Raw genomic sequence first — 26,225 nt, forward strand, 5'->3', positions numbered from 1 at the left:
TGCTGTTCTGAGTAACCCAACAATAACGACAACAGGTATACGCTACGATGAGTGACCTTAAGCAACAATTTGAAGACGCAGTGAATTTTGTACAGAACGGACCTGGGGATTTCAAACCTGACAACAGCCTAAAACTGCAGTTTTATGCCCTGTACAAGCAAGCCACAGAAGGGGATGTTAAGGGTAAGAAGCCCGGTTTGACGGACTTCGTAGGTCGAGCCAAATACAGTGCCTGGGAAAGCTTAAAAGGTATGTCCAGCGACAAAGCGATGGAAACTTACATCAGCAAGCTGGATGCCTTCCGCTAATTCAGAATCATTTCGTAGGGTAGAAAGCGCACCAAATCGCCTTCTGACACCCGCTGCCCTGGGGGAACCACAGCAAACCCGTTCCCCCAGCTGGCGGAAAACAGTACGCCGGAGCTTTGATTGGGGTAGATCTCTACTTTACTGCCCTGCTCCGATTGCACCAGTCGTGCCCGCAAATATTCTTGTCGCCCTCCGGGTTTTCGGGTGCTGAATCCAGCAGGCACCAGCACCTCGGTCGGCATATAGTCGCTGGCGCCTTGCATTTTCAGCAGCCATGGGCGACACAGCAGTGCAAAAGTGACAAACACCGCGGCTGGATTACCGGGCAAACCGGCAAACGGAATATCCATGATTCGCCCCAAGGTAAAGGGCTTGCCGGGCTTGATCGCCAAACGCCAGAAGGCCAAACTCCCAAGTTTTTCCAACACCGCTTTGATGTGGTCCTCCTCGCCGACTGATACGCCACCGCTGCTCAACACCACATCAGCTTCAGATGCCGCCCTGATAAACGCTGCTTCAGTCGCGCCGATATCGTCCGGCACAACGCCCAAATCCAGAATATCCAACCCCAAGCCACGCAGCAGCCCGATCAGAGTGTAACGATTGGAGTTATAGATCTGACCTTTCTGCAGCGGTGTTCCTGGCTCCACCAACTCGTCCCCAGTGGATAAAATCGCCACTCGCAAGGGTTTATACACCCTGACCTCACCAACCCCTACCGAAGCCAGCAGCCCCATATCCTGGGGCCGTATACGGCTGCCTTTGGCAAGAATGGTCTGGCCACTGCCGATATCCTGGCCGCGAGGTCGAATATGCTGACCACGCTCAGGCGCCTCGTTGATAACGACACCCCGCTCATCAGCAGCCACGTCTTCCTGCATGATCACTGTATCGGCGTTGACAGGTACTTCGGCACCGGTGAATATCCGCGCCAAGGTGCCAGGCTCCAATGGCTGTGGCGCAACTCCCGCAGGTATACGCTGAGACACCTGCATGGACTGGCCGGGCTGGTAATCCTCAAAACGCAGACAATACCCATCCATGGCACTGTTGTCTGCCGGTGGAACGTCAACACCGGAGCAAACATCTTCCGCCAGAACTCGTCCCAGAGCATCCACAATGGATACCTGTTCAGTAGCCGTTGTAACTTTAACGGAATCCAGCAATTGGCTAAGCGCATCGGCTACCGGCATCAGCCCCGGCTTATCACAGCAACTCATCCACGGGTCTCACAGGCTTCGACGTCGGTGCGATGTCCGGTAATCAGTTTCACGAAATTACAGGGCCGATGGGTGGAATCCAATTGCTGTTGAATTATGCCATTCCACGCTGTGCGGCATGCATTGGTAGAGCCTGGCATACAGAAGATCACTGTATTATTGGCCAACCCACCTACAGCGCGTGACTGTATGGTAGAGGTGCCAATTTCACTGTAAGAAATCTGCCTGAACACCTCGCCAAAGCCCTCGATATATTTATCGAATAGAGGTTCAACGGCCTCTGGGGTGGTATCCCTGCCAGAAAAACCGGTGCCCCCGGTAATCAATATGGCTTCGACAGCAGAGGACGCAATCCAGGCTGAAACAATAGCGCGAATCTGATACACATCATCCAGGGAGATTTTTTTATCCGCCAGAGCATGACCTGCTGCGGTGACACTTTCCACCAGCAACTGTCCAGAGGTATCGGTTTCTTCGGTACGGGTATCAGAGACCGTGAGCACGGCCACATTAACAGGAATAAAATCGGATGATGCGCTCATAATGACAACACCTTATGTCGTGTGAGATACCGAAGGTTTTTATCCTCCGGTCATGTTCATAAACCGCACGATCTGCGGTTCATCTTGCAAATCAAAATAATGCCTATCCGGCTTGATGCCCATGGCATCCACAATAACCTGCTTCAGCAGCGTATCGTCATTACTAGTGCGAACCACTTCCCGCAAATCCACGGAATGTTCGTTGCCCAAACACAATAACAAGCGGCCCTCTGCAGTCAGGCGTACCCGATTGCAATCACCGCAGAAATTGTGGCTGTGAGGCGAAATAAACCCTACTTGGGTATCGCTATCAGCAAAACCATAGAAGCGGGCCGGACCAGCACTGCGTTGTTGTATTGGATTACTCAAATTACGTTTATGTTCGACCGGATGCAGCGGGTAACGCTGCGCGATCACCTCCCGCACCTCGTCTGACGCCATAAAACATTCATCGCGCTGATGCTCGGAAATATTCCCTAACGGCATTTCTTCGATAAACGTAATGTCCAAGCCCTTGTTGCGCGCAAATTCTATCAGCGGCAAAATCTCATCATCGTTACGGCCTTTCAGGATAACAGCGTTGATTTTTACCCGATCAAATCCCTGCGCGAGCGCCGCATCTATACCTTGTAATACGACTTTAACATCACCGGTACGGGTGAGCTGTCGAAAACGATCCGGCAGCAGGCTATCAAGGCTTACGTTTATCCGTTTAACACCGGCAGCGCGCAACCCGGCTGCCATGGTTGGCAATTGTGAGCCATTTGTAGTCAACACCAACTGATCCAGATCAGACATTTGGCCCAACCGCTCCACCAGGGAAAGCACATCTCTGCGGATCAGTGGTTCACCACCGGTTAAACGTATTTTCTTAACGCCCAACTCGACAAAGACTCGAGCAATGCGGTGAATTTCTTCCAGAGTCAGAATTTGTTTGCGGGGCAGAAAGGTCATTTCTTCCGCCATACAATACACACAACGGAAATCACACCGATCTGTTACAGAAATACGAAGGTAGTTGACCTTTCGGCCAAACTTGTCCACCAACGAAAGATTACTCATGGGCTTCTTTGCTCACCAGCTGTTCCGAACCTTTGGCGTTCTGCCACTCCTGTTCCATTTGCTCAAGCGAGGCATCATCCAGGCTAATTCCTCGTTGTTTTAATGCGTTTTCCAGCGCTCGGAAACGTCTCTCAAATTTCTGATTGGCTTTCACCATAACCATCTCCGGATCCAGCTTGTAATGTCGTGCAAGATTAACGCAGCAAAACATCAAATCACCCAGCTCATCTTCAATCTGGCCGATTGGCCCATCGGTGTAGACCTCTTCACCCAGCTCACCGATTTCCTCTTCCAGCTTGGCCATCACCTTTTTCGGGTCCTGCCAGTCGAACCCTTTTTTTGCCACGACGGATTGTAGTTTGTGGGAGCGTTTCATTGGCGACATACCGCCAGGCATAGTGTCGAGGATAGATTCACCCAACTGTTTCTTTGCGACCTTTTCCTGCTGTTTTATCGCATCCCAGTTGGCTTTAATGGTTTGCTCTGCAATCTGTTGCCCGGGTTGGATACGGCTCTCCAGTGTGCCATCAGGAAACACATGGGGATGACGCCGCACCAGTTTCTGCTCCAGCTCTTGCATGACGTCATCAAAGTGAAAGCGATTTTGCTCTTCGGCCATCTGGCTATAGAACACCACCTGAAAGAATAGGTCGCCCAGCTCCTCTCGCAAGTGTTCGTAATCCTCGCGAGCGATGGTATCCGCTACCTCGTAGGCTTCTTCAATAGTGAATGGCGCTATGGTTTGATAGGTCTGCTTTAAGTCCCACGGGCAACCATACTCAGGCTCCCGAAGTCTGGCCATTAAATAACGAACACGCTCCAGTGGAGTGGCTTCAGAAAGATCAATGTCGAGACTTCGCATCTTTGTTTCCTTGGTGGGAGCGTCGAACTTCGATCACATTAGAAAGCTGATTGATCCGCGCCAGAACATCACCTAACCCGGCAAGGCTGTTAATCTCCATGGTCAGTGTCATGGTAGCAGTATTGTCCGATGGATTGGACAGGGTATTGATCGAGGTCACATTGACCCGCTCGGTAGACAACACCAAGGTAATATCGCGCAAAAGCCCCTGACGATCATAGGCCTTTATAAACACTTCGACTGGATAGGTTCGCCCGGCCTCGGCCGACCAGGTGACATCCACGACCCGATCACCGTGAATTTCCATCAGGCGCTGCAGTTCTTTACAATGCTTGCGGTGAACGGTCACACCACGACCGACAGAAATATACCCCACTACAGCATCACCCGGAACGGGTTTGCAACAGCCGGCAATACTGGTCATCAAATTATCGACACCGTTGATACTGAACTCGGATGCAATAGGATTAACCCGAGGCTTACGCGTATCAATGGGCAACAATTCCTGCTGGCGGGTTTCGTTATCAAACTCCTGAATATTGTTCAGCACCTGGCTTACACGCAAATCTCCCGCACCAACTGCAGCATAAATATCATCAGCCGTTTTTAAATTCAGCGCTTGAGCCACTCGATCCAGGTTGAGTTTACCAACATCCAGACGCTTAAATTCTTTATCCAGCAACTCGCGGCCGCCTTCGATATTGCGATCACGATCCTGCAATTTAAACCAATGTATGACCTTGGCTCGAGCCCGACTGGTGCCTAAAAACCCAAGCGAAGGCTGTAACCAATCACGACTCGGGCGGGATTCATTGCCCTTCAGTATTTCTACTTGCTCGCCAGTACGAACCTGATAGTTCAAAGGCACAATACGGCCATTCACTTTAGCGCCACGACAACGATGGCCAACCTCGGTGTGAATGTGATACGCAAAATCCAAGGGCGTTGCACCTTGGGCTAAGTCGACTACGTGGCCTTCGGGCGTGAACACATATACGCGCTCATCCACGATGTCTTCGCTGAACTGAGACAAGACGCTAGAGACGGAACTGTCGCCCAGATCCTCCTGCCATTCCAGCACCTGCCGCAACCAGGCAATTTTGCCATCGTAACTATCGCTTCTGCCGGTGCTGCCTTCTTTGTAGCGCCAGTGAGCACACACACCCAGTTCAGCCTCATCGTGCATGTCTTGTGTTCGAATCTGCACTTCCAGCACTTTGCCTTCGGGCCCTAACACCGCCGTATGCAGAGAGCGATATCCGTTTTCTTTTGGGGTGGCGATATAGTCGTCGAATTCTTTTGGGATATGCTGCCAAATATTATGCACCACCCCCAATGCCGCGTAGCAGTCACGAATATCTGGCACCAAAACACGCACAGCACGAATGTCATACACCTGATAGAAATCGATGTTTTTGCGCTTCATTTTACGCCAGATGCTGTAGATATGTTTGGCACGGCCATTGATGTCGGACTCAACGCCCACCCGTGCCAATGCAGCATGCAATTGCTCAACTACACTACGGATGTAATCATCTCGATTCAGCCGTTTTTCATCCAACAGTTTTGCAATGCGCATGTAGGCATCAGGTTGCAGATAACGGAAGGAAAGATCCTCCAGCTCCCACTTTAAGTGGCCAATGCCCAAACGATGAGCCAGCGGTGCATAGATATCAAATACCTCGCGGGCGACACGCTGTTTTTTCTCTTCCGGTGCATTTTTCACCGCACGAATTGCGCAAGTACGTTCTGCCAGTTTGATGAGTGCAACTCGCACATCATCTACCATGGCCACCAACATCTTACGCAAGTTGTCTAATTGATCGGTGGCCTGACCCAGCACCACTCGGTTTTCCGGGTTCATCACGGCGCTGATCGCTGCCATGCGCAGAACGCCTTCAATTAACTTGGCAATATTGCCACCGGTTCGCTTACTGACATCACCTAAGCTGGTTTTGCCTTCACGCACGGCACGATAAATCACAGCAGCCTTCAGTGCATCCGTATCCAGGTGCAGCTCGGCCAGGATTTCGGCAATTTCCAGCCCGGTATAAAAGCTGTTACTGCTCTCCCATTGGGCATCATCCCGGGCAATCGCTGCAGTTTCCATCTCTTGGGCGTACAAAGCCACTTCACGCAGACCGACTTCATCCGTGATTTCCACTTTATCTTTCAGTCGATCAATCCAGGCATCCAGATCGACACTGCCGTCTTCTCGGATAACCTGCTGATTGCGTACCGTTACCATAATTTATTCCGGTTCAAACACGGCGATGGATTCTACGTGAGTGGTATGAGGGAACATATCCATCACACCGGCTTTCAGGAGTTTATAACCTTGTTTTTTCAGTTCGCCTGCATCACGAGCCAAGGTTGCCGGGTTGCAGGATACATACACAATACGTTTGGGTTTGAATACTGTCATCTTGCTGACGATTTCCAGTGCTCCCGAACGGGGAGGATCAATCAGAATTTTGTCAAAACCGCCTCGCCCCCAGGGTTGGTCATCGAAGGGCTTAGTCAAATCAGCGCCATAGAACGACACATTGTTTAAACCATTGTGCTCCGCATTCTCGCGGCCACGCACCACCATGGCATCATCACCTTCTACACCCACCACTTCAGCGGCTTTAGTGGCCAATGGCAGGGTAAAGTTCCCCAATCCACAGAACAAATCCAGAATCCGTTCACCGGGTTGGATATCCATGAAGTCCATGGCCATACGGATCATATCCTGATTGATGTCCTGATTGACCTGAGTGAAGTCGGTGGGATGGAACTTCATGTTCAAACCAAACTCAGGCAGGCCGTAGCTCAAGCGAGCCTCGCCTTCGGGCCACACCTTATGTACTGTGTCATTACCGCCGGGCTGTAGATACAGCTGCAGGTTATGTTGCTGGCAGAAACTCAAAATTGCAGCCTGATCCTGATCAGTCAACGGCTCCATGTGGCGCACAATGATGGCGACAGCATCATCCCCTTTTGCTACTTCAATTTGGGGAATGGTACTGCGCGCCTGCAGTGACATGACCAGCTGCTTCAGCTCTGGAAACTTTAGGCCTACTTCCTCGGCCAAAACATGACATTGATCAATCTCAGCCAGGAAGCTGTTGCGTTTCTCTCGAAACCCCACCAGCACCGACTCTTTTTTGGCTACGTACTTAACACCCAAGCGGGCCTTGCGACGATAGCCATATATCGGGCCGGTCAACGGAGCCAGCACTTCCTCGGGCTGCAGCTCACCGAAATGCTGCAACTGCTCCATTAACACGCCCTGCTTCATTGCAATCTGCGCTTGTGGTTCCATATGTTGCAAACTGCAACCACCACAGAGATGGGCCTGAGCACACTGGGGTTGAACTCGCTCTACACTGGGCTGCAGCACTTCCACAGTGCGGCCTTCATCAAATTTGCCACGTTTCTGTGTATAAACAAATTTAACCGTCTCACTGGGCAAGGCACTGTCAACGAATACGGTTTTTCCTTTTATACGACCAATACCACGACCATCATGGCTCAGCGCAGTTATCTGTAATTCCACCGGATCAGCCGGCAGGGTTTGCTTGCGTCTTCTTCTGGCCATGTACTGCTTAACCTTCTTTTACTGCAGACGATTGTTCACTGGATTCGGCCGTTACGCCTTCCCAGTGCTGTAAAAATTCTGTGAAATGCGGACGCGCTTCTCGCCGCAAGTAGTCTTTCACCATGTTCAACTCAGCTTGATAGCCATCGTCCATGATAACGCCACGTATCAATTGAAAGCGCAGATAAACCAGCCATGTATTCAATACATCCGTTTCACAGTAGTCGCGAATGCCTTTGATATCACCCTGCTGGAACGCATCCCACACCTTGGCGCCGCTCATCCCCATCTTGCCTGGGAACCCCAGCAAGGCCGCCATCTGATCCAAAGGCACAAACGCCCGGTTATTATAGAGTGCCATCAAATCCATGAGGTCTGTGTGGCGATCATGATAGCGGCTAAGATAGTTATTCCATTTGAAGTTCTTGTCATCATGACCCTGATCCCAGTATCGAGGGCTGGCCACTCCATGCACCAAAGCACGGTAATGCAGCACCGGTAGATCAAAGCCTGAACCGTTCCAGCTCACCAACGTAGGCGAATAACGTTCGATCAGGTGGAAGAACTTTTCAAGAATGGTTTTTTCATCCGCCTGCTCATCCCCCAGCGTCCACACAGCGATCTGATCACGGGAACGAAATACGGCGGATATGGCAACGATTCTCTGCAGATGGTGGCGCAGAAAATCATTGCCGGTTTCTTGCCTGCGCAAATTAAACATGGCTTCAGCGGCAGCGTTATCATCCAGCCCTTCCAGACCAAACAGACGGCGGCCACCGGCAACGTCGGGGACGGTTTCTATGTCAAATACGAGTACATTCATGATCAGGCCGGGTCGAAGACGCCAGTGGACAGATAGCGGTCGCCGCGATCACAAATGATCGCTACGATCACGGCGTTCTCTACCTGCTGCGATAATTGCAACGCTCCTGCAACGGCACCGCCGGAAGAAACACCACAAAAGATGCCTTCTTCGCTGGCCAGACGACGCATGGTCACCTCTGCATCTTGCTGTGCGATATCCAGGACCGTGTCCACGCGAGAAGCGTCAAAGATTTTAGGGAGATATTCCTCGGGCCAACGGCGAATACCAGGAATGGCCGCACCCTCCTGCGGCTGCAGACCTACGATCTGAATATCAGGTTTTTGCTCTTTCAGAAAGCGGGAAGTACCCATAATCGTGCCAGTGGTGCCCATGGAGCTTACGAAGTGAGTGACTGTACCTGCGGTGTCTCGCCATATTTCAGGGCCGGTGCTCTGGTAGTGTGCCAGGGGGTTGTCCTGATTGGAGAATTGATCCAGCACCACGCCTTTACCTTCCTGCTGCATCTGCTCGGCCAGATCCCGCGCACCTTCCATGCTCTGCTGTTTGGTTACCAGTATCAACTCGGCACCGTAAGCGCTCATGGCTGCCCGACGCTCGGCACTCATGTTATCGGGCATGATCAACACCATTTTGTAACCTTTAATCGCCGCCGCCATGGCCAAGGCGATACCTGTGTTGCCGCTGGTGGCTTCAATCAGAGTGTCCCCGGGCTTGATGAGGCCACGCATCTCAGCGTGCTGAATCATGCTGAGAGCTGGTCGATCTTTAACCGATCCGGCAGGGTTATTACCCTCCAGCTTGACCAGAATGGTGTTGCTGGTGTTCCCAGGTAAACGCTGTAACCTCACCAAGGGAGTATTACCTACAAAGTCTTCGATCGTGGGATAATGCATTGTTCTGATTAATTGTTTGCTCAAACGGGGGCCTATTGTACCCTGCACGGGGGGTAAGCGCCTATCATTACCGCCAATTTATGCCGCAGTCCACGGCAGGCAAGACATCATTGGAATTAGGGATAAGGAGAAGATGGCATATACTGTTTAAAAAGCCATCGGTCATAACACGTGAAACTGAAACAACACTTTAACCTCTTGAAAGGCCTGGGTTTGCGGTCTCGAGCCCTATTGATCAGTTCCATCCCTGTCTTGGTGATCGGACTGATACTGGCCACCCTGTTTACCGCCCAACGCTTCAAAGAGCTGGATGAATCCCTGCTGGAGCAGGGGGAGATGATTTCCGCAGCCTTTGCCCACGGCATCTTCGAAAGCATGACTCAGCGTCAGGGCCATACGGTGCCCTTCTATGCCCAGCGAATTCTGGAAGAGGACAATGTTCGCTCTGTTGCCATTCATGAGGTGGATGGCACCCTTATCACCCGCGCCGGGCCGAAGATGCGCCCCCTCGCAGAGGGCGTGAGCCTGCTACCCGCTCCAGACACAACAACCGCCACAGGCCGCCTGACGGATTCCACCCTACGGGTGATACACCCTATCTACCCTGCGTCGTCGTATCATCCACTGGCAGGCGGAGACGCTAACGCGGGCTGGCTGGAAGTGGAAATTGACCGCTCCAACCTGATCATCGCCAAATATCGCAGCCTGCTCTACACCACCTTTTTGATTGTGTTGGCGCTGGCCATCAACACGGTGATTTCTCTGCGCTTCTCCAACAGCATCGGCGATGTGGTCGACGGGATCAAAAAAGCGCTTGAAGACATGAGCGAAGGCGATCTGGAGGTACGACTTGAGGAGGACGCCTACGGCGAGCTGCGCGAACTGCAAACCGCACTGAACCAGCTGGGCTCGTCGATTCTGGAAGGCCAGCAAGAGCTGCAACAAAACGTAGATCAAGCCACAGAAGACCTGCGAGAAACCCTGGAAACCATTGAGATCCAAAACATTGAGCTGGATTTGGCCCGAAAAGAAGCGCTGGAGGCGAGCCGCATCAAGTCCGAGTTCCTGGCCAACATGTCCCATGAGATCCGCACGCCTCTAAACGGCATCATTGGCTTCACCAACCTGCTGCTCAAAAGCGATATTTCTCTCACCCAACGCGACTACCTGGATACCATTCAGAAATCATCCGAAAGCCTGCTGTCCATCATCAATGACATCCTCGACTTTTCGAAAATTGAGGCGGGCAAACTGGTACTGGATCAGATCCCGTTAAATTTCCAGGAGGTGGTAGAGGACGTGCTCACCATGCTGGCCCCCATGGCCTATGAGAAGCACCTTGAACAGGTCAGCCTGTTCTACTCCGATGTGCCCACAGGGGTTATCGGCGATCCACTACGCTTGAAGCAGATCCTTACCAACCTGGTGAACAATGCCATTAAGTTCACCGAACATGGCGAAGTCGTGATCCGGGTAATGCTGGATGATCAAAAAGATGACATGGCCACCATCAAGGTGACCGTGTCGGATACCGGTATCGGCCTCACCAAAGAACAACAAAGAGCGTTGTTCAGCGCCTTCCGGCAAGCCGATACCACCACCGCTCGACGCTTTGGTGGCACGGGGCTTGGACTGGTTATATCCAAGCACTTGGTAGAGCAAATGCGTGGCGGAATCGGGCTGGAGAGCGAGCCTGGCCAGGGCTCTACATTCTGGTTTACCTTCCGCGCCAAAGTGCACAACCGCGATGCGACCTTCACCCCATTGATCATCAACCAGAGCTGTAAAATTGCTATTTGCGACGTTAATGCCACGGTGCGAGCCAACCTGCGCAACACCCTGCAGAAGCGCAAGATCGAAGTTGTAGAATATTCCGACATGGGGGCACTCACCAACTTGCTGCGCTCCAATGACAGCGCACAGCCACAAGCGATCATTGTTGGCGTCAATGCCCAGAAGCCTCTGTACACCGATATCACCCAACTCTCCAAAATGAATCAACATGGGATTCCGCTGATTCTGCATGGTAACCCGGCTGATCAAACCACCCTTGCCGAGTTACTGGATGGAAAGCAGTTACCTCTTATCAGCAAACCCCTGTGCCAACAAAAAGCCTACGAAGTACTGGGTGGCCTGCTTGACTCAGACGCATTCGAAACGGGCAAATCTAACGTCCAAAACAACCCGCTACTTCTGGGAAGTATGACAGCCCAAGACCTGCGCATCATTGCTGTTGATGATAACGCGGCCAACCTGAAACTACTCTGTGCGTTACTGGAGGATCTTGATGTATCCGTAACCGCGTGCGACAGCGGCATCAAGGCACTGCAACAATTTGAACAACGCGAGTTCGATCTGGTGTTGATGGACATCCAAATGCCAGTAATGGATGGCGTAGAAACAGCACGCCGTATTCGCTCCATGGAAGGGCGCGACAAACACACCCCCATCATCGCCGTAACCGCACACGCCCTGGCCAGTGAGAAACACACCCTGCTCAATTCAGGCATGGATGACTACGTAACCAAACCCATCAACGAAGCCCAGCTGATTCACATTATTCACAAATGGACAGGCGTCAACCTCCACGCAGAAAACGAACGGAAGGTTGAACACACAACAAATGACACTCAGGACGCAGCAGTAGACATGAAGCTAGGCCTGAAGCTGGCGAACAACAAAGCAGATCTGGCGGAAGAGATGTTAGAGATGCTGTTCAACTCCCTGCAGAAAGACAAGGAAACCATCCGAGTTCTGCTGGAAGACGAAGATTACGAGACCCTACAGGAGGTCGTGCACAAACTCCACGGTGCTACTCGCTATACGGGTGTCCCAGTGCTGCAGGAAGCCTCCTTGGTACTTGAAGAAAGCCTGAAGTTGAAAAAACTTGAAACCGTGCACGTACTCAGTAACGCATTGCTGAACGAAGTTGATCGAGTGATTGAATGGTGCGAGCAAAACAGGGACATGGTAGCCCCGTAACATGTAACCTGGGCCTCAGGACTCCAAAATCACAAATGCCACAGCGTGCTCTTTTTCATCCGAGAGAGAAAGATGAACCCGCTGCACTCCCATTGAAAGGGCTCGCTCCTGGGCCGGACCACTCAGTTCGATAAACGGGGCACCCTTTTCATCATTACTAATACAAACATGTTTCCAGGTTATCCCCTCCGCAAAACCGGTACCCATCGCCTTTACCGTGGCCTCCTTGGCAGCAAAGCGCTTGGCTAAATAGGATGCTCCATTATGTTTTTTTTCAAACTCAACGTATTCGGAATCTGTCAGCAAGCGTCGAGCAAAGCGATCACCTATTTTTTGCAGGTTTTCTGCCATCCGTGCAACAGTAACAATGTCGGTACCAATACCTAGGATCATTGACTGGCCTGCAACATGAGGCGTTTCATTTCCCGAACCGCTTCATCAATACCGGTAAAGAGCGCACGCGCAATCAGCCCATGACCAATATTAAGCTCATTAACACCAGGGATAGCGGCAATGGGCTCTACGTTATGATAATGCAGCCCATGCCCTGCGTTGACAACCAAGCCTAACTTTAAACCCAGCGCCACACCCTGTTTAATGCGCAAAAGCTCTGCCGTCTGCTCAGCAGCCTCGCTCGCATCGGCGTAAGCACCGGTGTGAATCTCAATCACGGGTGCGCCACAACGGGCCGCCGCCTCGATTTGTTCCGGGTCTGCATCAATAAACAGTGATACATCTATACCTGCGGCGGCCAGCCGGGATACGGCATCCTTCACACGCTCAAACTGCCCCGCAACATCCAGGCCACCTTCAGTGGTCAGTTCCTCACGCTTCTCCGGCACCAAGCAGCAATATGCCGGCTTAACTGAGAGCGCAAACTCAACCATCTCATCAGTTACCGCCATCTCCAGATTCATGCGGGTCTGCAGGGTTTCCATCATCACCCGAATGTCGCGTTCCTGAATGTGGCGTCGATCCTCACGCAGATGCACGGTGATACCATCAGCTCCGGCCGCTTCAGCCATCATGGCCGCCTGCACTGGATCTGGATAACGTGTACCGCGAGCTTGGCGCAAGGTCGCCACATGATCCACATTAACACCCAACAAAATTCGATTATTTCGATTCACTACAACCTTCGCCTATTATCTATTGTGCAAATTGTTTAAACAGCTCTCGGCTTCTGAGGGGCTTGTCACCCAAATGAGGCGCCAAAGCCAAGCGGCTTAATTTCTTCGCGGCCGAGGCTACTGCCTGATCATCATATTCATGGCGCTGGATTGCAAGCAGGTGTTGCCCGGAAAAACAGCGCTGGTGCAATGCACTGTCACGGGGAAGTTGATGTATCAAAGAGAAGCCTTGGTCCGGCTGATAGAGATATATCGATGTAGCAGAAACCGGGTCACCACTGGTATCCCATTGTAAGGTCAACTCATAACCCAACTCCGACAACAGCTCCCGCTCAAACCGACGCAGAACCATTTCCAAACGGCCTCCAAGCAGATCCTGAATAGCCCGTTGATACTGATCAAACAGAGTGGGAACGGGCTCTTCTTTGTGCAGCAGCCGCACCATCAGCTCATTCAGGTAAAGGCCGCTGTACAGCTGATAACCAACCAGAAAAGTCGGCGCTCCAGCAGATTCCAGTACTCGCCCGGCTTTCAATTCATTACGACCATCAAAGCTGACGCTTAGCTGTGAGAACGGTTGCAAAAGTCGCCCTTTGGCCCCCTGCTTTCCCGCTTTACGAACACCTTTGTACAGAACGGAAACCCGCCCATGCTGTTGCAGCAAAAAATCACAAATAACGCTACTGTCCCGAAACGGCCGACTGTGTAACAAATAGCCGAGATCAGTATTGACCATCGTCATAGCCCAGACTGCGCAGGGCTCGTTCATCGTCGGACCAGCCGCTCTTCACCTTAACCCAGAGCTTCAGCATTACCTTGGCGTCCAACAGCTTTTCGATGTCCTGGCGTGCTTCTGTACCGACTTTACGAAGACGGTCACCCTTATCACCAATGACAATGCGCTTCTGACTGGCCTTTTCCACCAGAATCAGCGCACTGATGTGCCACACATTATTGGCAGACTCAAATTCCTCGATCTCAACAGAACAAGCATAGGGCAGCTCCTTGCCCAATTGCCGCATCAGCTTTTCGCGCACGGCTTCCGCCGCCATAAAACGCATGGAACGATCGGTAACCTGATCCTCTGGATAGAAGAATTCACTCTCAGGTAACCGCCGATTGATCTCCTCTTCGAGCTGATCCAGCTGACGATTCCGCAGTGCAGAAATGGGAACAATCGCAGCAAATTCTCGCTTGGCAGACAGCATTTCTATGTGTGGCAGCAGATCGGCTTTATCTTCCACGGCATCCAATTTGTTGATCGCCAAAATGACCGGTGCCCGATTGGATTGCAGCTTACGTAAAACATGATCATCACCCTCGTTCCATTTGAGAGCGTCCACCACCATGACAATCACATCCACATCTTTTACAGAGCCGGTTGCTGCTCGGTTCATCATGCGGTTGATAGCTTTGGGTTCCTGCTGATGTATTCCTGGCGTATCCACATAGATTGCCTGAACATCACCTTCAGTTTTGATGCCCAGAACTCGGTGCCGGGTAGTTTGAGGTTTGCGCGAGGTGATACTGATCTTTTGCCCCAACAAATGATTCATCAGGGTGGATTTGCCCACATTCGGACGACCGACAATGGCGACATAGCCACAACGGGTGTTATCTGCCATTTTCACTACCTTCAAGTTCTGTAAGAATCTTGCCTGCTGCAATCTGTTCGGCCTGCCGTCGGCTTTGGCCTTCGGCCCGCGCTGACAGATCCAATTCATCCACCCTGCAATCCACAATAAATTGCTGAGCATGGGACTTGCCGGTAACGTCCACGATTTCGTAAACCGGTAACCCCAATTTGCTCGCCTGTAAGGTCTCTTGCAACAGGGTTTTATTATCCTTGCTGGTATCCTGTAGCGAAATAACCTGCAAACGGCTCTCAAACCAGCTCAAAATCAGTGCCTTGGCCTGCTCCATTCCACCATCAAGATAGACTGCGCCAATAATCGACTCCACTGCATCACCCAATATCGATTCTCGGCGGGCACCACCAGACTTCAACTCCCCGGGGCCAAGCCTCAAGTAAGGCCCTAAGGCCAACTGGTTGGCGACTTTGGTCAGGGTTACCCCTTTTACCAAACTGGCTCTGAGGCGGCTAAGCTGACCCTCACGGGCCTGAGGAAACTTTTGGAACAGGGCTTCGCCAATGACGAAATTCAGAATCGAATCGCCCAGAAACTCGAGACGCTCGTTGTTCTCTGCGCCATTGAAACTGCGATGAGTCATCGCCAGCTCCAGCAGCTGAGGCTGCTGGAATGCATAGGCAATAGTACGGGAGAGCGGGGTTAAATCGTTTTCCATTTAACCTTTGGCTTTGACGCTAGTGTTATGTTGAAACTTGAGGATGGCATCAATGTTGCCGTACATAGGAATACGACGCTCATAGATGATATCTATTAAGATTTCACCGTCTTCTTTCTTAATCAGGATTTCATCCTTATCCAGCTGCACACCATTAACCTGCAGACGCTTGTTGATGGTAGCGCGAATCTCCTTTGGCCCCATGGTACGCGTGCCCTCTTCTGCGGAAATATTCTTGACCGCTGTGCCTACCGCCATATCGTCGTAGTAAGGTGCCCACAGCTTCATTAAGGTGACAGCACCGAATATCAGCATCAGGATCAAAAACATGGTCGTATACATCGACGAACCAATCTGCTTGTTCTTGTTAATTTGCATGGTCTTCCACCTCCAGTAAGGTTATGCGACCCTAATCAACGAAACGGTTGCGTTCAAAACTGGGCACCCAGCCAGGCATACTCATCCAGATCGCGAACGCTTTGCCCACAACATACTTGTCCGGCACGAAGCCCCAGTATCGGCTGTCCCGGCTGTTATCCCGATTATCACCGAGCATAAAGTAGTGACCTTCGGGAACGGTCCAGGTCATCGATGGCTCCGATGGGCGCTCCAGGGTGATCATAATGTCATGTTCGACACCACCCAGTGTTTCATTATAGATTTTAATTTGGGGTTGGGCCGGTGGAAGTTGGGCTTCAAGCACTTGCTGAACCGGCTCACCGTTCAAATAGATGACTTTGTTCTCATAACGAATCTCATCCCCCGGCAGACCCACCACTCGCTTGATGTAATTGATACTGGGCTGCTCCGGGTATTTGAACACCATAATATCGCCGGTTTTTGGCTCGCCAATGGGGATGATTTCCGTACCCAAAATAGGGAGGCGCAAACCATAGGCGAACTTGTTGACCAGGATATAATCACCCACCAGCAACGTGGGTATCATTGAACCTGTAGGGATTTTGAAGGGCTCCACCAAAAAGGAACGCAATGCCAATACGATAAGCAGCACGGGGAAAAATGAGGCCGGAAACTCAAGCCACTGAGGCGCCAGCTCACCTTCGGATCGCTTTGGTTTAAATACCAGAATATCCAGAAGAAAAAATACACCGGTGAACGCCACCAACCCTACTAATAAAATCGCAAAATCGAAATCCATTCTTTATTTATCCACCTTCAGAACCGCTAGAAACGCATCCTGGGGAATCTCTACCCGCCCCACCTGCTTCATACGTTTCTTACCTTCTTTTTGTTTTTCCAGCAGCTTGCGCTTACGGCTCACATCACCACCGTAACACTTGGCCAGAACGTTTTTACGCAGTGCCTTCACCGTTTGACGGGCGATGATCTTGCTACCAATCGAGGCCTGAATAGCAACATCAAACATCTGCCGGGGAATCAATTCTTTCATACGCTCAGTCAGGACTCGGCCGCGATATTCTGACTGGTCGCGGTGACAGATGATGGCCAAGGCATCCACCTTTTCACCGTTAATCATAACATCCACCCGCACCAGGCTGCTGGCATCGAACCGCTTGAATGTATAGTCCAGCGAGGCGTAACCCCGGCTGGTGGATTTCAACTTATCAAAGAAATCCAACACCACTTCACTGAGTGGTATTTCATAGTGCAGGGACACCTGCTTACCCATGAACTGCATGTTTTTCTGGACGCCGCGCTTTTCAACACAAAGCGTAATGACGTTGCCCAGAAACTCCTGGGGCACCAGGATATTCACATCTGCAATGGGCTCACGGAACTCTTCTACCTTGGAGGGATCAGGCAGGTCGGATGGGTTATCCACCTGCACAATTTCACCGTTTTTCAGCAACAGCTCATAGACCACCGTAGGGGCAGTGGTAATCAGATCAAGATCGTACTCTCGCTCCAACCGCTCCTGAATGATCTCCATATGGAGCATTCCCAAAAAGCCGCAACGAAACCCAAAGCCCAGCGCATCTGAGGTTTCTGGCTCATAGTGCAGAGACGCATCATTCAGGCTGAGCTTACCCAGCGCATCACGAAAATGCTCATAATCATCTGAACTGACGGGGAACAGCCCGGCATACACCTGGGGCTTGACCCGTTTGAAACCAGCCAGGCTCTCCACTTCAGGGGTTTTGGTATGGGTTAATGTGTCCCCCACAGGAGCGCCGTGAATGTCCTTGATTCCAGCCACCAGGAAGCCAACTTCACCGGCCTCCAGCACGTCTGTCTCTAGGCGTTTTGGCGTGAATACACCAACAGCATCCACTACGTGATCCCGGCCAGTGTGCTTGACCCGGATTTTCTCACCTTTACGAATACGGCCATTCAGCACGCGAATCAGCGAGACGACACCCAGGTAATTGTCGAACCAGGAATCGATGATCAAACACTGCAACTTGCCTTCCCGGTCGCCCTGCGGCGCAGGAATGGTGCGTACAAGGCGTTCCAGCAATTCGGGAACACCCATGCCGGTCTTGGCGCTCACCTGGGCCGCATCAACCGCCTCAATTCCGATGATCTCTTCTATTTCCTGGCACACCCGCTCCGGCTCGGCCTGGGGCAGGTCAATTTTATTGAGCACAGGCATAACTTCCAGCCCTTGCTCAATTGCCGTGTAACAGTTGGCGACAGACTGAGCTTCTACGCCCTGGCCAGCATCCACTACCAGCAAAGCACCTTCACAAGCGGACAACGAGCGGGATACCTCATAGGAGAAATCCACATGTCCGGGGGTATCGATAAAGTTAAGCTGAAACTTTTCCCCGCTTTTCGACTGGTAATACAGAGTAACGCTCTGGGCCTTGATGGTGATACCACGCTCGCGCTCAATATCCATGGAATCAAGCACTTGTGCTGCCATTTCTCGCTGAGTAAGGCCGCCACATTCCTGAATAAAACGGTCTGCCAGAGTGGACTTACCGTGGTCAATGTGGGCGATAATGGAAAAATTTCGAATGTGGCTGATGTCTGTCACGGGTGTGGTGTACTTCAAATAAGGGAATGATAGGGAAAAACTGCGGCAATTCTACCGATTTTCGGTCTACCTTGCACCAGCTGAATACAGATACGTTAAATGTCTGAAATTTATAGATTTAAAGAATCATGGTGAGGGCTGCCATAGACTCGACGCAACACGACTGGCTGATATCGATCATCATGCTGGTTTTGGTGGAAATGCCAGCGCAACAGGGCAAAACCCGCGCCCAGACCAGCCAGCCCCGCTACAGCCGTCACCAGATCCTGGGCACCGGCAGCGTCCGCTGCAAGGCCGAACACCATCATCATCAACAGGGGCATCAAATAGGCCAATAACGAGCTCTTTACCATGATTTCCTCCGGCACACCCACTATGACCTGATCCCCGACAGACACGCTAATGTCACACAGAGCCTGCATATGCACAGCGCTCTGCCCAAGTTTGGCCAGGGCGCTGTGCCCACACCCCGCCTTTGCGGAGCAACTGTCGCAGGCCGACTGGCGAATAGTCTCTACCCATGCCAGGCCGGAGTCTGTGGCCACTACTCGACCGTGTTCTTCTATCATGGTATCAAACCGAAATGAAACGCAGGGCTCAACTCTATCCAATCAGCGAGGCTGCGCCAAGGCTTTTACACTGGAGGCTATACGTTCAGCTGTAACCAGAGGAACCTCACCCACGACTGTCACCACCGCCCCAGACATACCCCGATTCACGGCTACAGTGGCCCCATGGGCACTGGTGGTATCCATAACCGGCTCTGATACTGGCTCGTGAAAGATGGTAAAGGATGCCAAGCCATCGGTATAAGCACGGATCGTAACCTGTCCCTGGCCTTCAAAACGCGCGACACGCTGCGACTCAACAAACCCCTCAGGCAGCCAGCCGGGTTCCCAATGGCGGGCTGGTGCCTCGCTTTGAGGGGATGCAGGAGAATACGCATCAGAACCGGGCCGAGCCGGTTGCGTCAATCCAGCACCTGGCTCAAAGTCAGCCTCAGTCAAAGGCTGCCCGATGACAATATCAACAAATTCAAACTGTTCCAGTGGCTCGCCTGCATCAGGCAAAGTTTGGCTGCGCAACAAAACACCCGTATCGCTATCAAGCCACAAACTGTAGCCATAACGATGGGCATCCAGGGGTGATAGATTCAAGCGCATTGCCTGACGCCCGGCTACCCGACTGGTTTCTGCCCGCTCGAAGCGATAATACCTGGAAAGTGACTGCAACCCCTGCTCCAAGGCGCTCCAACGGGGTACGGGGGATTTGAATGCCATGCCTGTGGATTTGGCCGGGTGCAGGCAGACCACATTACTGCCTCGCCTGATAATTTCAGCGGGCTCACCGTTCATGTGCACCACTCTTTCCCAGACTTCGCCATTGATAGGGGCGTGATAAACCGCCAGCGCGACCATCTGACCACCACTGACCAATACCGAATGACCGCTGAAACTGGATTCTTTCGCAACCGCAAGCATATCCTGGAGCCACGCTTCAGGGCTTTTATCAGCCGCTTCGGCCAAGGCCCAAGCAGGCATCCCCAAGGCCAACATTACGAGGACTGCCGCTTTCAACAACATCATGCCCTAGCGCTCCGCACTGACCTTCGAGGCCCCCTCTTTATGCGGTTTCACGGTAACAACTCTGGCATAGGGTGTGATTCCGGCTGCGGTATTGGCAGCGGCATTACTGGAATGGGAAAGCAGGTAATAATTAAGACGATCATCCAAGTCCGGGCTGTAACGTATCATCTCGGGCTGCATGACTCGGGCTGAGGCGGCCGGACCACTGGTCTGTGACACCGCCATAAATGGACTGCTGCCAGACGCCGTTACAGGAGACATAACGGTCGAGGAAGACGCCACACTGGGCCCCGTTGCCACCGCAGACGGGCCACCAGCAAAGTTCTGCCAACCCAGTATCACAGCCGCCGACACTGAAGCGGCGACCGCCACATTGGCAAAGGGTTTGGATAGGAAGGTAGCTGCACGGTACTTGCCTGAGTTTGATTGAGATAGCTTAGGTTCGCTTTCTATAGCCTGTTGCACCCGAGCAGATATATCGACATCCAACCAACCGTTGGCTCGGCCCGCAGTCTGGCCGCGCAACACAGCGCTAGTAAGCTGATAGCGGCTCCATTTACGACACAGTGCCTGATCCTGTTCGATATTGTTCAATACACGGCGCAGCTCAAGCTCGCTGACCTCACCATCCATCAAAGCCGAAAGCTCTTCAGCGCTTCTGTCCAGGTCTTTGTTTCCCATGCTCATAACCCTTTAACCTGTTTTAAACTTCATTCGTACTTTGTATGTACCTACCGATGCAACAAGGCATCAAACCTGCATCGCCTGGATACGCTTGTCGATGGCCTCTCGCCCCCTGAAAATACGGGAGCGGACAGTACCCACCGGGCAATCCATCACTTCGGCAATCTCTTCGTAACTAAGACCATCAAATTCACGCAATGTCACCGCTGTGCGTAAATCATCGGGTAATTCTCGTAATGCCTCATACACGACGCTCTCCAGCTGATCCCTCATCATTTCTTTCTCAGGATCGGCAGACTCATGCAAGGCATCACCACCGCTGTAGTATTCTGCGTCACTGACTTCCACATCGGTGTCCGGCGGCCTGCGCCCCTTAGACACCAGATGATTCTTGGCCGTGTTAACGGCAATGCGGTATATCCACGTATAAAACGCACTGTCACCGCGAAAACGATCCAGGGCCCGGTAGGCTTTGACAAAGGCATCCTGTGCCACGTCCATCGCCTCATCCTGATCCCTCACAAAGCGACTGATGACTGCCAGCACCTTGTGTTGATATTTCTTTACCAGTAAGTCAAAGGCGCGTTTATCGCCTTGCTGTACGCGCTCTACCAACAGCTGATCGGGATGACGCTCAGCCATCTATCCAAACTCCCCATATGGGCTTCCGACTACTTTTTCAGGAAGCATACATTCAGAGACACGTTATGGTTCGCAAAGTTCCCCTGCCACACAGAATCGGTCCCATATTTTTGTTAAACCAGGCATTATAACCCCCTCTAACGGGCTATACCGCAGAAGGACTATCACGCCTGTCGGCGTTCTGGCGTTATAATAGCCCTTTTCGCTGCCTTTCTGGCAGAAATGATAACTGTATTTGGCGGGGGCCTGCCGGAATTCTTTTATGACACGATTTAAGCACGACATTTTGATCATCGGCAGCGGTGCCGCAGGCCTTACGGCAGCCTTGCACCTGGCCCCATTCAGCAAAGTCGGCGTACTGAGTAAAGGCTCCCTGACTGCAGCCAACACGTTTTACGCCCAAGGCGGCGTGGCAGCAGTCTTGGATGAAGGCGACTCTGTAGAGGCTCACATCAATGACACCCTCATCGCCGGCGGTGGATTGTGCCGTGAAGAAGCCGTGCGTTTCACTGTAGAAAATGGCCCCGACGCCATCCGCTGGCTGATCCAGCAAGGGGTGGGGTTCAGCCGGGAAATACACCAGGATGGGCGCCGGGAATACCACTTAACCCGGGAGGGTGGCCACAGCCATCGACGCGTAATTCATGCTGCTGACGCCACCGGTTTTGCTATATCCAGCACGCTCATTGATAAAGTACAGCAGCAAGAAAATGTAAGCCTGTTCGAATCACGGGTAGCGATTGACCTGATCACCAGCCAGAAGCTGGGGTTACGGGGCAAACGGGTGTTTGGGGCCTATGTCTTGAATAACGAAACCCATGAAGTAGAAGTACACGAAGCGAAATTCGTATTGTTGGCCACAGGAGGCGCAAGCAAGGCCTATCTCTACACATCCAATCCGGATGTTGCCACCGGCGATGGCATTGCCATGGCCTGGCGAGCGGGCTGCCGGGTAGGCAACATGGAATTTAATCAGTTTCACCCAACCTGCCTGTATCACCCTGAAGCACGCTCATTTTTGATCACCGAAGCCATTCGCGGTGAAGGCGGCTTGCTGAAGCTGCCCAACGGCGAACGCTTCATGGATCGCTTTCATGACATGGGCGAGCTGGCCCCCCGCGATATCGTCGCCCGGGCCATCGACCATGAAATGAAACGTCTGGGCGTGGACTGCTTGTATCTGGATATCAGCCACAAACCCAAAGAGTTTATCAAAAGCCATTTCCCCACCGTGTATGATCGCTGCAAAAGCTTGGGCATAGACATATCACAAGAACCTATTCCAGTAGTACCGGCTGCTCACTACACCTGTGGCGGCGTGCTCACCAACCTGGACGGGCGCACCGATCTTGGTGGCCTTTATGCCATTGGAGAGACAGCGTTCACCGGGCTCCATGGTGCCAATCGCATGGCCAGCAATTCGTTGTTGGAATGTATGGTGTTTGCCATCTCAGCCAGCAAGGACATCCGCAACTTACTGAATCAAGCACCAGAGATCCCGGCTATTCCTGATTGGGATGAGAGCCAGGTAACCGATTCTGACGAAGCCGTTGTTATCTCGCACAACTGGGAGGAGCTACGCCGCTTTATGTGGGATTACGTCGGCATTGTGCGCACCGACAAACGCTTGCAGAGGGCCACTCACCGGGTAAATTTGTTGAAGCAGGAAATTCTGGAATATTACGGCAATTTCAAAGTGAACAACGATCTTATAGAGCTGCGTAACCTGCTGCAGATTGCTGAGCTGATTATTCGCTGTGCTTTGTCACGCAAAGAAAGTCGTGGGCTGCACTATACGTTAGATTACCCAGACACCATGCAAGAGGCCAAAGACACCCTGATTGTTCCCGGTAATTACGCCGCCGACGCCTGGGCCGACTAAAGATTACCCAACACCTCACCCTTCTGGTTCATGGCAAGCCATTTCACTCCTAGCTGATCCAACCAAGCTGGCCCATGCTCTCCATTGAGCATGGCCAGGGTACACGCAGTACCGGCCAGCAAACAGTGATCTGCCAGCACAGTCACCGCAACCAACCCACTAACAGGCCACCCCGTACGGGGATCCAGAATATGCCCGTAGCGCTTGCCGTTATGAACAATTGCCCGCTCATAGTCACCGCTGCTGGCAACTGCTCCTTGCAAAACAGACACTTCCGCCAATACCGCTTCCGGCAGGCGAGGATGACGCACACCCACCCGCCAAGGCCTTCCATCCAGATGGGGGCCGATCACTCGAACATCCCCCCCCAGCTCCACCAGCCCATGACGCACACCCAGCCGATGCGCCACTGCAGCTGCACAATCAGCCGCATACTCTTTAACGTAACCACCAAAGTCCAACTCCATCCCGGGCACAGAAAAGCGTAGACACGATTGCTGCCACTCCACATTATTCCACCCCACCAGCGGCAACAGTGCATCCAATTGCCTTTGCTCAGGTATGACGTTGCACTTAAAGTTCCATGCCCGCCTCAAAACACCGGATGTAATATCAAATAACCCATCACTTTCACAAAACAGCGTGTTGGCATAATCAAGCAACAACGATGTTTCTTCATCAACCTGTATCGGCTCACCATCATTCGCAGCACGATTGATTGCAGAGGCGATACTGTCATCTCTATAGCGTGAATATTTGCGTTCAAGCCTGACCACCTCCGCAATGACCTGATCCACGACTAAAGCTTTTGGCTCGGATGAATTCAGATACAAATGAACTGCGCAAGGCGACCCCATCGCTCGAAACTCTTTGTGCAGGTAATCCAGAATGCCCCCTTACAATCGATAATCAATACCCAGAGTCATCAATGTATAGCTGACCAAAGCAGGATTTGGAATCTCTACCGACTTGGCCCCATAGCGGCCATCGCTTTCGTACTGTTCCATTGAAAACACCAGACTGTATTTAGGTTGACGGTAGTTGACGCCTACCCCATAGGCCACTGCCCCAAACGGGGACAACCGATGATCAGATGACTGATATCCTGAGCGGCCTACGCTGTCGGTGCTCACATAGAAATCAGCCTGACTTTGGCTGTAGTAACGCAGGCTGGGTGAAACCCGCAAGGACTCCGTCAACGATTGATGCCAGGTGAACTTCAGCGTATGCGATCGAATGCCCCAATCATCACTGTAGTAGCGATAATCGCCATGCAGTGCCGCATCGTACCGACGCAGAAAATATCTGGATTTTGCACTGACGGCAATTTGTTGCCTTGAATCCGGCCTCACATCGATGGATTTGTAGGGGTCTGACATGTAGCCATCATACACGCCCACGTATAAACCCAACTGAGTTTGCCACACCACGCTATGCACCTTGGCCCGCGCCACATAGCCATTCAAAAACCAGCGATCTTCCGCTTCAATTCTATTAATACCCGGCGTTTGCTCCGGTTCAAGCTCATCGTATGAAACCCCCATACCGCCAGACCAGCTGACAATACCATCACGACTGTCACGCTGAAAATCCACACCGGCATTAAGTGCAGTGTAGTCATCCTCTGCTGAGTAACCCACGGAAACAGCGTTGCTGCTTCGCCCCTGATAACGACGCAATTCAGCAACCACATCGACTCTGGTATCCTGGATGCTCGCTCCAGTCATAATCAATACCGGATCGCCATTTGCGCCCTCTACCGTACCCATCGGAGATGCTCCTGTCATGGTCTCATACAACGCATCAATCTTTAGGGAAGTTTGATCGCCAACCGGTGCAAGCAAACGAAATTGATGAGTGGACACATCATAGCGATCCCTGCTGCCGACCAAAACGTCTTCACTTTTTAAATCATCCTCCTGATAGTCCGAGTAACGATACCCTAACTCCGTTTCGCTCGGCATCGAGTCAGCATGTGCCAGTTGAGAGATAGCAGGCAATGCCAGCGCTGCACTGGTCAATGCAGCCATGGCAGAGGGCTTACCCTTAGTAACAGCCACAACCACCTCCCCCTGTACCCACTCCACCGGAAGCTCCCTCCTTTGAAGTGTATATATGCTCGCGCATTATGGATCTCATGGGGTCAGGCTCCCAGGCCATATCCTGCCGGGCCAAATACGTTCTTTCCCATGCTTTTACAGCCACGCTCTCACAACCAGATAACAATAAAACAGCCACCACAAACATGCCTTTTCCCATTAGCGCACCCCCTCATTTAATAGCTCTTGGATCAACCCCATTAACTTCTCGGAATCACTTTTCTTGAACCCTGCATGGGTAGATCGAACGCGCCCGGCACGATCGATCAGAAATGCAGTAGGCATACCTTCGACACCGTACAACACGGGTGTAATCTTGTTGATGTCAAACAACACAGGATAAGAAACTGGCCTGCTCTTTAAGAAATGCGTTGCCTCCCTTTCAGACAAATCCAGGTTAATCGCAACGACTTCAAAACCCTGACCCAAAAATTGCGTGCGTATATCCTCTAATGCAGGAATTGATACAACACAGGGAGGGCACCAGGATGCCCAGAAATCCACATAAACGACTTTGCCCTTTAAGTCGGACAACTTTAAGGTGGTTGACTGGCCTATAACCGGCAGCTCAAACTCGGGGGCTGTTCTGGCCAGCGTGGTTGTCGTTTTAAGTATCGCAACCACACACAGAGCCAGAATGAATGACGACCTCCTC

27 protein-coding genes are annotated in these 26,225 nt (G+C 52.0%); 3 read left to right on the top strand and 24 right to left on the bottom strand.

Going from position 1 to position 26,225, the window contains the following annotated elements; translation table 11 throughout:
- The first annotated feature begins 47 nt into the window (after positions 1-47).
- Positions 48-308: an acyl-CoA-binding protein gene (locus Kalk_RS04770; protein ID WP_101893111.1), complete on the top strand. Its 261-nt coding sequence runs from the start codon at positions 48-50 to the stop codon at positions 306-308.
- Here Kalk_RS04770 and Kalk_RS04775 read toward each other — a convergent pair.
- Genes Kalk_RS04775 through cysM form a run of 8 tightly spaced genes read right to left on the bottom strand, consistent with a single transcriptional unit; the run spans position 305 to position 9,296 of the window.
- Positions 305-1,528, bottom strand: coding sequence for a molybdopterin molybdotransferase MoeA (locus Kalk_RS04775; RefSeq protein ID WP_199768011.1), 1,224 nt, complete (start codon positions 1,526-1,528; stop codon positions 305-307). The genes Kalk_RS04770 and Kalk_RS04775 overlap by 4 nt on opposite strands.
- On the bottom strand, positions 1,525-2,070 hold the full coding sequence (gene moaB / locus Kalk_RS04780) for a molybdenum cofactor biosynthesis protein B (RefSeq protein ID WP_199768012.1): 546 nt from the start codon (positions 2,068-2,070) through the stop codon (positions 1,525-1,527). The genes Kalk_RS04775 and moaB overlap by 4 nt, the downstream gene beginning before the upstream one ends.
- Positions 2,071-2,109: 39 nt before the next feature.
- Positions 2,110-3,132, bottom strand: a complete 1,023-nt coding sequence (gene moaA, locus Kalk_RS04785; protein WP_101893114.1) for a GTP 3',8-cyclase MoaA — start codon at positions 3,130-3,132, stop codon at positions 2,110-2,112.
- Positions 3,125-3,994 (bottom strand): nucleoside triphosphate pyrophosphohydrolase, encoded by an 870-nt coding sequence (gene mazG, locus Kalk_RS04790; protein WP_101893115.1) that lies wholly within the window; start codon positions 3,992-3,994, stop codon positions 3,125-3,127. The genes moaA and mazG overlap by 8 nt, the downstream gene beginning before the upstream one ends.
- Positions 3,975-6,242, bottom strand: coding sequence for a GTP diphosphokinase (gene relA / locus Kalk_RS04795; RefSeq protein ID WP_101893116.1), 2,268 nt, complete (start codon positions 6,240-6,242; stop codon positions 3,975-3,977). The genes mazG and relA overlap by 20 nt, the downstream gene beginning before the upstream one ends.
- 3 nt (positions 6,243-6,245) lie before the next feature.
- The gene (rlmD, locus tag Kalk_RS04800) at positions 6,246-7,577 is read right to left on the bottom strand and encodes a 23S rRNA (uracil(1939)-C(5))-methyltransferase RlmD (protein WP_101893117.1); all 1,332 of its coding nucleotides are present in this window, start codon (positions 7,575-7,577) and stop codon (positions 6,246-6,248) included.
- Between the two features lie 7 nt (positions 7,578-7,584).
- Entirely contained in the window at positions 7,585-8,400 is an 816-nt protein-coding gene (locus tag Kalk_RS04805) for a 3'-5' exonuclease (protein WP_101893118.1), read from the bottom strand.
- 2 nt (positions 8,401-8,402) lie between these two features.
- On the bottom strand, positions 8,403-9,296 hold the full coding sequence (gene cysM, locus Kalk_RS04810) for a cysteine synthase CysM (protein ID WP_101893119.1): 894 nt from the start codon (positions 9,294-9,296) through the stop codon (positions 8,403-8,405).
- Between the two features lie 171 nt (positions 9,297-9,467).
- Here cysM and Kalk_RS04815 point away from each other — a divergent pair, with 171 nt between their 5' ends.
- Positions 9,468-12,278: a response regulator gene (locus Kalk_RS04815; protein WP_101893120.1), complete on the top strand. Its 2,811-nt coding sequence runs from the start codon at positions 9,468-9,470 to the stop codon at positions 12,276-12,278.
- Positions 12,279-12,293: 15 nt separating this feature from the next.
- Here Kalk_RS04815 and acpS read toward each other — a convergent pair whose 3' ends face one another.
- The 12 genes from acpS to rpoE form a co-directional block, all read right to left on the bottom strand.
- Positions 12,294-12,671 (bottom strand): holo-ACP synthase, encoded by a 378-nt coding sequence (gene acpS / locus Kalk_RS04820; protein ID WP_101893121.1) that lies wholly within the window; start codon positions 12,669-12,671, stop codon positions 12,294-12,296.
- On the bottom strand, positions 12,668-13,408 hold the full coding sequence (gene pdxJ, locus Kalk_RS04825) for a pyridoxine 5'-phosphate synthase (protein ID WP_101893122.1): 741 nt from the start codon (positions 13,406-13,408) through the stop codon (positions 12,668-12,670). The genes acpS and pdxJ overlap by 4 nt, the downstream gene beginning before the upstream one ends.
- A gap of 19 nt (positions 13,409-13,427) precedes the next feature.
- Positions 13,428-14,150, bottom strand: coding sequence for a DNA repair protein RecO (gene recO / locus Kalk_RS04830; RefSeq protein WP_158643305.1), 723 nt, complete (start codon positions 14,148-14,150; stop codon positions 13,428-13,430).
- The gene (gene era / locus Kalk_RS04835; protein ID WP_101893124.1) at positions 14,131-15,033 is read right to left on the bottom strand and encodes a GTPase Era; all 903 of its coding nucleotides are present in this window, start codon (positions 15,031-15,033) and stop codon (positions 14,131-14,133) included. The genes recO and era overlap by 20 nt, the downstream gene beginning before the upstream one ends.
- Positions 15,023-15,715 (bottom strand): ribonuclease III, encoded by a 693-nt coding sequence (rnc, locus tag Kalk_RS04840; protein WP_101893125.1) that lies wholly within the window; start codon positions 15,713-15,715, stop codon positions 15,023-15,025. Before rnc ends, era begins: the two co-directional genes overlap by 11 nt.
- Positions 15,716-16,093, bottom strand: coding sequence for a DUF4845 domain-containing protein (locus tag Kalk_RS04845; protein ID WP_101893126.1), 378 nt, complete (start codon positions 16,091-16,093; stop codon positions 15,716-15,718). It abuts the gene before it with no gap.
- A 31-nt stretch (positions 16,094-16,124) separates the two neighbouring features.
- Positions 16,125-16,874 (bottom strand): signal peptidase I, encoded by a 750-nt coding sequence (gene lepB, locus Kalk_RS04850; protein WP_101893127.1) that lies wholly within the window; start codon positions 16,872-16,874, stop codon positions 16,125-16,127.
- Between the two features lie 3 nt (positions 16,875-16,877).
- Positions 16,878-18,677 carry a translation elongation factor 4 gene (gene lepA, locus Kalk_RS04855; RefSeq protein ID WP_101893128.1) on the bottom strand — a complete coding sequence of 600 codons (1,800 nt, stop codon included), beginning with the start codon at positions 18,675-18,677 and terminating at the stop codon, positions 16,878-16,880.
- A 110-nt stretch (positions 18,678-18,787) separates the two neighbouring features.
- Entirely contained in the window at positions 18,788-19,246 is a 459-nt protein-coding gene (locus Kalk_RS04860) for a SoxR reducing system RseC family protein (RefSeq protein WP_101893129.1), read from the bottom strand.
- 42 nt (positions 19,247-19,288) lie between these two features.
- Positions 19,289-20,263, bottom strand: a complete 975-nt coding sequence (locus tag Kalk_RS04865) for a MucB/RseB C-terminal domain-containing protein (protein ID WP_101893130.1) — start codon at positions 20,261-20,263, stop codon at positions 19,289-19,291.
- A 3-nt stretch (positions 20,264-20,266) separates the two neighbouring features.
- The gene (locus Kalk_RS04870) at positions 20,267-20,944 is read right to left on the bottom strand and encodes a sigma-E factor negative regulatory protein (RefSeq protein ID WP_158643306.1); all 678 of its coding nucleotides are present in this window, start codon (positions 20,942-20,944) and stop codon (positions 20,267-20,269) included.
- A 69-nt stretch (positions 20,945-21,013) separates the two neighbouring features.
- Complete coding sequence (gene rpoE, locus Kalk_RS04875) at positions 21,014-21,589, bottom strand: RNA polymerase sigma factor RpoE (protein ID WP_101893132.1); 576 nt, start codon at positions 21,587-21,589, stop codon at positions 21,014-21,016.
- A 262-nt stretch (positions 21,590-21,851) separates the two neighbouring features.
- Here rpoE and nadB point away from each other — a divergent pair, with 262 nt between their 5' ends.
- A complete protein-coding gene (gene nadB, locus Kalk_RS04880; protein WP_101893133.1) occupies positions 21,852-23,471 on the top strand; it encodes an L-aspartate oxidase in 1,620 nt (539 codons plus the stop codon).
- On the opposite strand, the gene Kalk_RS04885 is transcribed toward nadB, so the two are convergent.
- Genes Kalk_RS04885 through Kalk_RS04900 form a run of 4 tightly spaced genes read right to left on the bottom strand, consistent with a single transcriptional unit; the run spans position 23,468 to position 26,194 of the window.
- Entirely contained in the window at positions 23,468-24,328 is an 861-nt protein-coding gene (locus Kalk_RS04885; protein WP_101893134.1) for an FAD:protein FMN transferase, read from the bottom strand. The genes nadB and Kalk_RS04885 overlap by 4 nt on opposite strands.
- Positions 24,329-24,367: 39 nt before the next feature.
- Complete coding sequence (locus Kalk_RS04890) at positions 24,368-25,531, bottom strand: DUF3570 domain-containing protein (protein ID WP_101893135.1); 1,164 nt, start codon at positions 25,529-25,531, stop codon at positions 24,368-24,370.
- On the bottom strand, positions 25,518-25,730 hold the full coding sequence (locus Kalk_RS21750; protein WP_199768013.1) for a DUF4266 domain-containing protein: 213 nt from the start codon (positions 25,728-25,730) through the stop codon (positions 25,518-25,520). Before Kalk_RS21750 ends, Kalk_RS04890 begins: the two co-directional genes overlap by 14 nt.
- Positions 25,730-26,194 carry a TlpA family protein disulfide reductase gene (locus Kalk_RS04900; protein WP_158643307.1) on the bottom strand — a complete coding sequence of 155 codons (465 nt, stop codon included), beginning with the start codon at positions 26,192-26,194 and terminating at the stop codon, positions 25,730-25,732. The genes Kalk_RS21750 and Kalk_RS04900 overlap by 1 nt, the downstream gene beginning before the upstream one ends.
- Between the last annotated feature and the right edge of the window lie 31 nt (positions 26,195-26,225).

The sequence above is a fragment of the Ketobacter alkanivorans genome (assembly GCF_002863865.1).
Taxonomy (GTDB): Bacteria; Pseudomonadota; Gammaproteobacteria; order Pseudomonadales; family Ketobacteraceae; genus Ketobacter; species Ketobacter alkanivorans.

What these genes read in the sequence shown, in the direction of transcription:
- Kalk_RS04770 (WP_101893111.1), top strand. Translation starts at nt 48, where the DNA reads ATGAGTGACCTTAAGCAACAATTTGAAGACGCAGTGAATTTTGTACAG.
- Kalk_RS04775 (WP_199768011.1), bottom strand. Translation starts at nt 1,528, where the DNA reads ATGAGTTGCTGTGATAAGCCGGGGCTGATGCCGGTAGCCGATGCGCTT.
- moaB (WP_199768012.1), bottom strand. Translation starts at nt 2,070, where the DNA reads ATGAGCGCATCATCCGATTTTATTCCTGTTAATGTGGCCGTGCTCACG.
- moaA (WP_101893114.1), bottom strand. Translation starts at nt 3,132, where the DNA reads ATGAGTAATCTTTCGTTGGTGGACAAGTTTGGCCGAAAGGTCAACTAC.
- mazG (WP_101893115.1), bottom strand. Translation starts at nt 3,994, where the DNA reads ATGCGAAGTCTCGACATTGATCTTTCTGAAGCCACTCCACTGGAGCGT.
- relA (WP_101893116.1), bottom strand. Translation starts at nt 6,242, where the DNA reads ATGGTAACGGTACGCAATCAGCAGGTTATCCGAGAAGACGGCAGTGTC.
- rlmD (WP_101893117.1), bottom strand. Translation starts at nt 7,577, where the DNA reads ATGGCCAGAAGAAGACGCAAGCAAACCCTGCCGGCTGATCCGGTGGAA.
- Kalk_RS04805 (WP_101893118.1), bottom strand. Translation starts at nt 8,400, where the DNA reads ATGAATGTACTCGTATTTGACATAGAAACCGTCCCCGACGTTGCCGGT.
- cysM (WP_101893119.1), bottom strand. Translation starts at nt 9,296, where the DNA reads ATGCATTATCCCACGATCGAAGACTTTGTAGGTAATACTCCCTTGGTG.
- acpS (WP_101893121.1), bottom strand. Translation starts at nt 12,671, where the DNA reads ATGATCCTAGGTATTGGTACCGACATTGTTACTGTTGCACGGATGGCA.
- recO (WP_158643305.1), bottom strand. Translation starts at nt 14,150, where the DNA reads ATGACGATGGTCAATACTGATCTCGGCTATTTGTTACACAGTCGGCCG.
- era (WP_101893124.1), bottom strand. Translation starts at nt 15,033, where the DNA reads ATGGCAGATAACACCCGTTGTGGCTATGTCGCCATTGTCGGTCGTCCG.
- rnc (WP_101893125.1), bottom strand. Translation starts at nt 15,715, where the DNA reads ATGGAAAACGATTTAACCCCGCTCTCCCGTACTATTGCCTATGCATTC.
- Kalk_RS04845 (WP_101893126.1), bottom strand. Translation starts at nt 16,093, where the DNA reads ATGCAAATTAACAAGAACAAGCAGATTGGTTCGTCGATGTATACGACC.
- lepB (WP_101893127.1), bottom strand. Translation starts at nt 16,874, where the DNA reads ATGGATTTCGATTTTGCGATTTTATTAGTAGGGTTGGTGGCGTTCACC.
- Kalk_RS04860 (WP_101893129.1), bottom strand. Translation starts at nt 19,246, where the DNA reads ATGATAGAAGAACACGGTCGAGTAGTGGCCACAGACTCCGGCCTGGCA.
- Kalk_RS04865 (WP_101893130.1), bottom strand. Translation starts at nt 20,263, where the DNA reads ATGATGTTGTTGAAAGCGGCAGTCCTCGTAATGTTGGCCTTGGGGATG.
- Kalk_RS04870 (WP_158643306.1), bottom strand. Translation starts at nt 20,944, where the DNA reads ATGGGAAACAAAGACCTGGACAGAAGCGCTGAAGAGCTTTCGGCTTTG.
- rpoE (WP_101893132.1), bottom strand. Translation starts at nt 21,589, where the DNA reads ATGGCTGAGCGTCATCCCGATCAGCTGTTGGTAGAGCGCGTACAGCAA.
- nadB (WP_101893133.1), top strand. Translation starts at nt 21,852, where the DNA reads ATGACACGATTTAAGCACGACATTTTGATCATCGGCAGCGGTGCCGCA.
- Kalk_RS04885 (WP_101893134.1), bottom strand. Translation starts at nt 24,328, where the DNA reads ATGGGGTCGCCTTGCGCAGTTCATTTGTATCTGAATTCATCCGAGCCA.
- Kalk_RS21750 (WP_199768013.1), bottom strand. Translation starts at nt 25,730, where the DNA reads ATGGGAAAAGGCATGTTTGTGGTGGCTGTTTTATTGTTATCTGGTTGT.